We start from the raw sequence: 8459 nt of genomic DNA, 5'->3' as shown, positions 1-8459 counted from the left end.
GGCAACATCATCGTTCGCCAGCGCGGCACTCACTTCCATCCGGGCACGAACGTAGGCATCGGTAAAGATGATACGTTATTTGCTACGGCTGCTGGTAAAGTTGCTTTTGAACGTGCTGGCAAATACAACCGGAAAGTCAGCGTTTACCCGGTTGAAGCCGAAGCATAATCATACAGGCTCGTATAAAAGAGAGTTTTTCCTTATAGGTCATCTATGAGGGAACTCTCTTTTTTGCTGTCGTTATACGTTATTTTTTTCACGAATTTTAGAAAAAATCTATTGTCAAATGGTCCGTTCTATGCTAAACTATGCAAAGTGCCAGAGGGTCGTGAAACAAAGGGCTGGTCAGTATCCACGACGAGCTGAACCGTGGCTTCCACGACATGAGGACACAAATTTTTGTTACGACTTATATCCCATGAGGAAGCGGGAGTAAGAACGGAGGAGAATTTCATATGGAAAAAGTAAAAACGTTACCTGGGCAGCATCAGTTCATGAGTGTACGGCAGCTTACGGTTGCCGGTTTTCTGTCGGCTATTACCATTTTTCTGGGACTTACCGGATATGGCTTCATTCCCCTGATCATCATGAATGCGACCATTCTTCACATTCCGACGATCATCGGCAGCATCTCCGCAGGACGCCGCGTCGGTATGATTGTCGGTTTCATGTTCGGTCTGTTTTCGTTCATCCGTACGCTGCAGGCACCGAGTGCCCTGTTGATGTTTGCCGTACAGTACAGCATCGTGGCAGACGCCTTCATCTGCATCGTACCGCGTATTATGATCGGTGTCGTAGCCTATGAATTGTACAAGCACCTGAAAATCCGTGAAGTTGCCCGTGTTGCCGTAACGGCTGTTGTCACGACGGTCTGCCATACGGTCATGTTCCTCGGATCCTTTACGGCTATCGTCGGCATGCCCTATGCCGAAGCACACGGCATTACCCTGGCTAACGTTTTCAATATCATGGCCGGGATCACTGTCGTCAACGGCATTCCTGAAGCCATCGTTTCGGGCCTCATCGTTACGCCGATTGTCATGGCGCTCCATCGCTCCGGCCTGAAAGTACAATAAGTACAGACACATTTCTGCCAGCCCGGCCAGTTACCGGGCTGGTTTGTTTTATATGGCTTTTTCTTCACGTCCGACGGCCTTTGTAGTATAATTTATATATACACTATTGATAAAGGACTATTTCATGAAGACGCTTCTTACGACATTAAATGCTAAATACGTTCAATCATCCCTGGCCCTGCGCTGCCTGCGCACGGCCTGCCTCCATGCCGGACGCACGGATGTAGTAACGGCAGAATATACGATCAATCACAATGCCTATGACATTTTGCGCCATATTTACCAGTTCCATGCAGAAGTCATCGGCTTTTCGTGTTATATCTGGAATATAGAAATGACCTGCCGCATCATCACGCTGATCCGCCAGGTCATGCCCCATGTCTGCATCTTCGTAGGAGGACCGGAAGTATCGTATACTGCCCGGGAAGTCCTCGACGACCATCCCGATATCGACTACGTCCTTCAGGGAGAAGGAGAACGCATCGTACCGGCTTTCCTGCGCGCATTGGAAGAAGGCCGCGACGGTACGGATATTCCCGGCGTCCTGGGCCGTGTGGCAGGGGAGATACGGGGAAATGAAGTGTTTGCCGAAGTAGCGGACCTGGATACCCTGCCTTTTCCCTACGAAGGTGAAGATTTCAGCCAGCTGGCCCATAAAATCATCTATTATGAAAGCTCACGGGGATGCCCGTTCCACTGCCAATACTGCCTGTCCGGCATGAGTGATACGGTCCGGTTCCGCTCCGTGCCGCTGGTCCTGTCTGAACTGGAGCAGTTCGTCGCCGCCGGGGTCCACCAGGTAAAATTCGTGGACCGGACATTCAACTGCAATCCCCGTCATCACCGGCCCCTCATCGAATACATGATTCACGTGCAGAAGCCGGTCAATTTCCATCTCGAGATTGAACCGGGCGTCCTCACCGATGACGATCTGGATCTGCTGGCCCGGGCCCCGAAAGGACGGATCCAGCTGGAAATGGGCATCCAGTCTACATATGAACCGACGCTGAAGGCGATTCACCGCCACAATGACTGGCCCCGCATTACGGCCATCATGAAGAAGCTGACGTCCCTCCATACGATGCACCTCCATCTCGATTTGATCGTAGGATTGCCTTATGAAGATTATGACCATCTGCAGCAGTCGTTCAACGATATTTATGCATTGCGGCCGGACAAACTCCAGATTGGCTTCCTCAAGCTGCTCAAAGGATCGGGTATCCGCCGCGACTATCCCGATGATTACCGCTATGATCCGTGCGGCCCTTATGAAGTACTGGCCACGACCTGGCTCCCTTATGAAAAGGTGCAGTTCCTGAAAGTGCTGGAAGATGTATTCGAACGGACCTATAATTCAGGAAAATTTTTCTATACCCTGCGTTATCTGGAGCGGTTTTATGCAGACAATATATTCCGGCTCTATGAAGCCATGACCCGGTCCTGGCTGAAAGCCGGCAATGACCGTATCGCCGTGGCCGATAAAGCCCTCTGCCACTTCCTCTGGGATTTCATCTGTCACGATGCCCGTGTTCCCGCACCGGCTCATAGGGTACTAAAGGAATTGTTGTCCCTCGACATGCTGATTACCTTCCGGTTCCGCCTGCTGCCAGACTTTCTCGGCTGGCAGGAAGCGCCGCGGAAGGATACGGACCGGCTGTTCCGCGAAGAAGAACGGCTTCGCCCGTATATAGGAAACTACCGGTTTACCAACTGGCGGGATATTAAAATGCGTTATCGCATCTGGCCAGTGTGTGACAGGACGAAAGAAGCCCTGTCCTGCTATCGCCATGCACCAGCCGGTCACGCCTGGATCATCTCCTTCAAAGACGATGAAGGCATATCCTGGCAGATGATGGCGGCAGCAGCGGATGGACGGCAGGAGACAGAAGATACAGGAAAGGATTGTCATGGAACGATATAACGTATACTCTTCTTATTTAAAAGCAACATATGGAGAAAAGGTATATAAACTGCCGATCAGCATTCCCGATACCTGTCCGAACCGGGATGGTACACTGGGAGTGAGGGGCTGCGTTTACTGTGGATCCATCGGCGCCGGTTATGAAAATCTGCCGGCTTCGGTGACGATTCAGGAACAGATAGAGCAGAATATTGCCCACATCCAGCCGAAATATAAAGCAAAGAAATTCATAGCCTATTTTCAGAATTTTACCAATACCTACCTGCCACCGGAGACATTCCGGGATTACCTGATCCAGGCCTGTCAGCCCGATATCGTCGGTATCGCCGTAGCTACGCGGCCGGACTGCATCAACAAGGTATATCTCGATTATATGGCGGAAATCAAGGAAAGATACGGTGTCGATATCCTCGTCGAATTCGGCCTGCAGACGGCAAACTACAAGACGCTGCAGAAAATCAACCGCGGCCATACGCTGGCAGAATACATTGATGCCATGATGATGATGCGGGAGTATCCGTTCCGTACCTGTACCCACGTCATCCTGGATCTCCCATGGGATACGATGGACGATGTTGTGGAAACGGCAAAAATCATTTCGGCCCTCGGCAGCGACGAAGTTAAATTGCATGCCCTGTACGTCATTAAAAATACCGTACTGGCCGACTGGTATCATCAGGGAAATATCATGCTGGTCCCTGTCGAAGAATATGTAGACCGGGTCGTTACTTTCCTCGAATACAGCCGTCCCGATATCGTATTCCAGCGTCTCATCGGAAGAGCCCCAAAAGAAGCGACAGAATTTGCCAACTGGGGTATGGGCTGGTGGAAAATCCGCGATATGATCGATGCGGCTCTCCTGCGGAAAGATACCTGGCAGGGGAAAAAGTGTGACTATCTCGGCGGCAAAGCCGTGCGTAAATTCATGACGAAAGACTAAAAGGAGACTTAAAGCGTGTCTATAGAAAAAAGACTGACCTTTATCGATATGACAGAAGCCAAAGCCGTATTGGGGATGAAAGACGAATTTCTCAGGACCCTGCAGAAAGAATTTCCCGGCTGTCGTATTGCTGCCCGGGGAAATGAAGTTATCCTGACCGGTCCGGAACCGGATGTCAGCCAGGCAGCCCAAGTATTTTCTGAACTGCGTTACCTCAACCGGGAAAATACATATATTACGACCCAGCACGTGCGCTATTCGGCCGACCTGATCCGCCAGGGACAGGAAGAGCTGCTTCACGACATTTACAGTGACACCGTGAGCATTTCTGCCAGAGGCCGGCTGATCAAACCGAAGACGGCCGGACAGAAACGCTACGTCGATTCGATCCGTAAGAATCTGGTGACATTCGGAATCGGACCGGCCGGCACAGGCAAGACTTATCTGGCTGTAGCCCTGGCTGCCTTTTATCTGAAAAACCGGGAAGTCGAACGGATCATTCTCACCCGTCCGGCTGTCGAAGCCGGGGAAAAACTGGGATTTCTGCCAGGCGATCTGCAGGAAAAAATCGATCCCTATCTGCGGCCCCTGTATGACGCCCTGGCAGACATGTTCGGCTTTGACCAGTTCCAGAAGCTCATTGCCCGTAATATCATTGAAGTGGCCCCTCTGGCATACATGCGCGGCCGTACGCTGGAAGAATCGTTTATCATACTCGATGAAGCCCAGAACACGACGCGGGAACAGATGAAGATGTTCCTCACCCGTATGGGAAATCATTCCCGGGTCGTCGTCAACGGGGACAATACGCAGATCGATCTGGCAGACCGCAAGTTTTCCGGCCTGACCGAAGCAGAAAAGGTACTGGCTCATGTACCGGGTATCGGCATGGTTCATTTCACCGATGCCGATGTCGTCCGTCATGATATGGTCGGACGGATCATACGCGCCTATGAGTCTTTTTATAAAAAGGAATGACGAGAGGAGTTCTGTATTATGAAAATCAACATTAACTACGAAGATGAAGCATTCCGCAAAGATGGATATGAACAGGTAATCGAACGGGTATGTGATGAAGCTGCCCTGGTCTACGGACTGGGACCCAATGCGGAAATCAGCATATTGCTCTGTCACAATGAATACATCCATCAGCTGAATAAACAGTACCGCAATATCGATCGTCCGACGGATGTCCTGTCCTTTGCCCTTAATGAAGGTGAAGCCGATGGCTATGATGGACCCGATACGGCGCTTCTCGGAGATATTGTCATTTCACTGGAAAAGGTTCAGGAACAGGCCGAAGAATACGGTCATTCCTTTGAACGGGAACTGGCATACCTCACAATCCATGGCATGCTCCACATTTTGGGATACGACCATATGGAACCGGATGACAAGGCGGAAATGCGCAAAGAAGAAGAATTTATTCTCCAGCGCCTTGGCTACGTCCGCGAAGGAGAAGAACTCTGATGACCGATGAAATGACGATTGCCCGCCTCATCCGGTCAGCGAGGGAAGTACAGGAACGAGCCTATGCCCCCTATTCCCATTTCCGCGTAGGGGCAGCCCTGCTGGGAGAAGATGGCACGGTATATACGGGCTGCAATGTGGAAAATGCTTCGTACGGGCTCACTATCTGTGCCGAACGGAATGCCATCTTTCACGCCGTGGCCTGTGGCTGTCGGCGTTTTGCGGCGCTGGTCATCACCGGTGACAGCAAGGACCTCACAGCGCCCTGTGGTGCCTGCCGTCAGGTCATGGCAGAATTTGCCATTCCTGAAATCATCCTGGCCCGACCTGACGATTCGTATGAAACGTTCACGCTGCAGCAACTCCTGCCGCTGACCTTTGATGAATCGTCCATGGCCTGATCACAGCCTGGCATCCGCTAACTCTATATACATATATAAGAAAGGTAATAACATAATTATGGAAGATACATTTAAATCGGGATTTGTTGCCGTCGTCGGCAGACCGAACGTCGGTAAATCGACCCTGATCAATCACATCATTAAACAGAAAGTCTCTATCGTATCGGATAAAGCGCAGACGACGCGGAACCGGATTCTCTGCATCCATACAGACGAAGAATGCCAGATTGTATTCCTCGATACGCCGGGAATCCACAAACCGCACCATAAACTGGGTGAGTTCATGGATGAAGCGGCCTATCAATCCCTGCAGGATATTGATGCCGTGTTGTTCCTCATATCGGGAAATGAAAAAAAGGGCCCCGGCGACCTGTTCGTCCTGGATAAGCTCAAAGGCACGAAAGTACCTGTTTTCCTGGTCATCAATAAGACGGACCTCATGAGCCGGGAAGAAATTCTGCACAAAATTACCGAATACAATGCCCTCTTTGATTTTGCCCAGATTATACCTATTTCCGCTCTTACAGGGGATAATGTCGATGCCGTCGTGGATGAACTCAAAAAAATCCTGCCAGAAGGTCCGAAATATTTCCCCGATGACATGATTACCGACCAGCCGGAACGACTGCTGGCCGCAGAAATTGTACGGGAAAAATTATTCCAGTGCCTGCGCGACGAAGTACCGCATTCCATCGCTGTGTACGTAGAAGAAATGAAGAACCGGGGCCATAATAAAGTCTATATCCGGGTCACGGTCTACGTCGAACGGGACTCGCAGAAGCGCATCGTCATCGGAAAGAACGGCACTATCCTGAAGGAAGTAGGTCGTCTGGCCCGTCAGGAAATCGAACACGTCCTGGGATCGTCCGTATTCCTCGATATCTGGGTCAAAGTCAAAAAAGACTGGCGCAACAAGCCGTCCGCGCTGAGTGAATTCGGGTATAAAAATGAGTAAGCAGAGGAGCGATATATGATGGAACCAGAGCTGGGACACATAGCACAGTATTTGCTGCTTCTTGTGCCTTCCATTCTGCTGAGCGTTTTTTGTGTTATTGGTAAATTTGCCTTCGTACAGCTGCGCCGCGAATCCATTGAAGAAATGGTGAGAGACGGCGATACAAAGGCCCGGTTTTTATTAAAATTGTATGAAAAACCGGCTATTTTCCTCGGCATGGCTCAGCTGGGCATGGTGATTTCTGGTATGGCCGCGGGAGCTGTCGTATTTTATGTACTGTATGAGGCATTTCCCCTGCTGCACGGATGGATACCGCTCTGGGCCGTCGGTATCCTGTATATCTGTGTCATTCTCCTGGTCTGCATCTGCCTGTGGGTTTTTGGCGAACTGATCCCCAAATCGATTGGCCTGCAGCGGGCCGAAGGAGGACTGAAACGGGTCAGCCATTTCCTTTACTCTGCCAGCCGCCTGTTTTATCCCTTCATCATCTTTGGCAACTGGCTGGGGCAGCGACTTCTCAAAAACCGCAATCTCGACGTGACCAATGAAATCGATATGGCTCATTCGGAAGATGAAATCCGCATGCTCATCACGGCCAGCCACAAAGAAGGCAAAATAGACCCGGTGGAAAGCGAACTCATTGGCAACGTCTTTGATTTTGCCGACCGTCTGGCCAAGGAAATCATGGTGCCCCGTCAGGAAATCGTCTGCCTCTATGTAGAAGAAACGATGAACCAGCACCTGAAAACCATCCGTCAGTCCCGCCATACGCGCTATCCCCTCTGTACAGAAGATAAGGACCATATCCTGGGACTGATCCATATTAAGGATTTCATGGATTTGTATATTCACAAACGGAGCAATCTCCGCCTCATCAAGCGGCCTATCCTCATGGTACCGGAAATCATGCCGGCATCACAGCTCCTGCAGCTCATGCGGGCCCGCCGTACCTATCTGGCGACGGTTGTCGATGAATACGGCAGCACTGTCGGCCTCATCGGGCTGGAAGATATTCTGGAAGAACTGGTAGGCAATATCCGGAACGAACATTCGTCGGAACAGGAAGAAATCCAGCCTCTTCCCAATGGTGCCTACGAATTTGACGGCACGGTGCTCCTGGAAGATGTAGAAGAAATGCTCCATATCCCGGTGGAAGAAGATGTCGATACCGATACAATCGGCGGCTACGTCTTTTATCTCCTGGGCCATACGCCGAACGTAGGTGAAGAAGTCGTCATCGGATCATACAAATTCAGTGTGCTGGAAGTACAAGGGTTCCGCATTGCCCGGATAAAGGCCGTGCCTATGCCGCCGGCAGATGATACAGAAGGGGAAGGAACGGATGAACAGAAGGACTAATTCCTACGGTCCCATGCAGAAGACCCGGGCCTATACAGGCATCATCCTTCGCCTGCAGAAAGGCCGGTCCCGGCAGCTGCAGCTGACCATATTCACAAAAGAATCGGGCATCCTCTACGTCTATGCGCCTAAAGGGAAAAAGGGATATAATCAGGGATTTGGCAGTTTTATGGTCTTTTCTCCCATTACCTTTGATTCCTGGGAACGGGATCACGTCCTATTTATGGGAGAATACGAGAGCCATCGCAGTACGATTCTCGATGCCCTGACTTGGGACTATTACGTCTATACCCAGATGTTTGTGGAAATGGTGCTGGCCATTATACCGGCTGGCGAA

Annotated in this window: 9 protein-coding genes and 1 pseudogene; all 10 read left to right on the top strand. The window is 50.7% G+C overall.

Features of this window, described 5'->3' with window-relative positions; all coding sequences use genetic code 11:
* The coding region (locus B4H10_RS10535) for a 50S ribosomal protein L27 (RefSeq protein WP_292018808.1) at positions 1 to 168 on the top strand (168 nt) is incomplete at its 5' end.
* 287 nt (positions 169 to 455) lie between these two features.
* Complete coding sequence (locus tag B4H10_RS10530; protein WP_059077173.1) at positions 456 to 1076, top strand: ECF transporter S component; 621 nt, start codon at positions 456 to 458, stop codon at positions 1074 to 1076.
* 124 nt (positions 1077 to 1200) lie between these two features.
* Entirely contained in the window at positions 1201 to 2997 is a 1797-nt protein-coding gene (locus B4H10_RS10525) for a B12-binding domain-containing radical SAM protein (protein ID WP_292018807.1), read from the top strand.
* Positions 2984 to 3937 carry a TIGR01212 family radical SAM protein gene (locus tag B4H10_RS10520; RefSeq protein ID WP_292018806.1) on the top strand — a complete coding sequence of 318 codons (954 nt, stop codon included), beginning with the start codon at positions 2984 to 2986 and terminating at the stop codon, positions 3935 to 3937. The genes B4H10_RS10525 and B4H10_RS10520 overlap by 14 nt, the downstream gene beginning before the upstream one ends.
* 75 nt (positions 3938 to 4012) lie before the next feature.
* Positions 4013 to 4915: a PhoH family protein gene (locus tag B4H10_RS10515; RefSeq protein WP_172793355.1), complete on the top strand. Its 903-nt coding sequence runs from the start codon at positions 4013 to 4015 to the stop codon at positions 4913 to 4915.
* An 18-nt stretch (positions 4916 to 4933) separates the two neighbouring features.
* Positions 4934 to 5407: an rRNA maturation RNase YbeY gene (gene ybeY, locus B4H10_RS10510; protein ID WP_059077175.1), complete on the top strand. Its 474-nt coding sequence runs from the start codon at positions 4934 to 4936 to the stop codon at positions 5405 to 5407.
* Positions 5407 to 5808: a cytidine deaminase gene (locus B4H10_RS10505; RefSeq protein ID WP_292018805.1), complete on the top strand. Its 402-nt coding sequence runs from the start codon at positions 5407 to 5409 to the stop codon at positions 5806 to 5808. The genes ybeY and B4H10_RS10505 overlap by 1 nt, the downstream gene beginning before the upstream one ends.
* A gap of 58 nt (positions 5809 to 5866) precedes the next feature.
* Positions 5867 to 6763, top strand: a complete 897-nt coding sequence (gene era / locus B4H10_RS10500; RefSeq protein ID WP_059077177.1) for a GTPase Era — start codon at positions 5867 to 5869, stop codon at positions 6761 to 6763.
* A gap of 15 nt (positions 6764 to 6778) precedes the next feature.
* Complete coding sequence (locus tag B4H10_RS10495) at positions 6779 to 8122, top strand: hemolysin family protein (protein WP_307788684.1); 1344 nt, start codon at positions 6779 to 6781, stop codon at positions 8120 to 8122.
* A pseudogene (locus B4H10_RS10490) lies at positions 8106 to 8459 on the top strand (DNA repair protein RecO); the annotation flags it as partial. The gene B4H10_RS10495 and the pseudogene B4H10_RS10490, both read left to right, overlap by 17 nt.

It is taken from the genome of Megasphaera sp. UBA4382, from assembly GCF_002391155.1.
Taxonomy (GTDB): domain Bacteria; phylum Bacillota; class Negativicutes; order Veillonellales; family Megasphaeraceae; genus Megasphaera; species Megasphaera hexanoica.
Note: the sequence above shows the minus strand (reverse complement) of the source record. Positions and strands in the feature narration are given on the sequence as shown.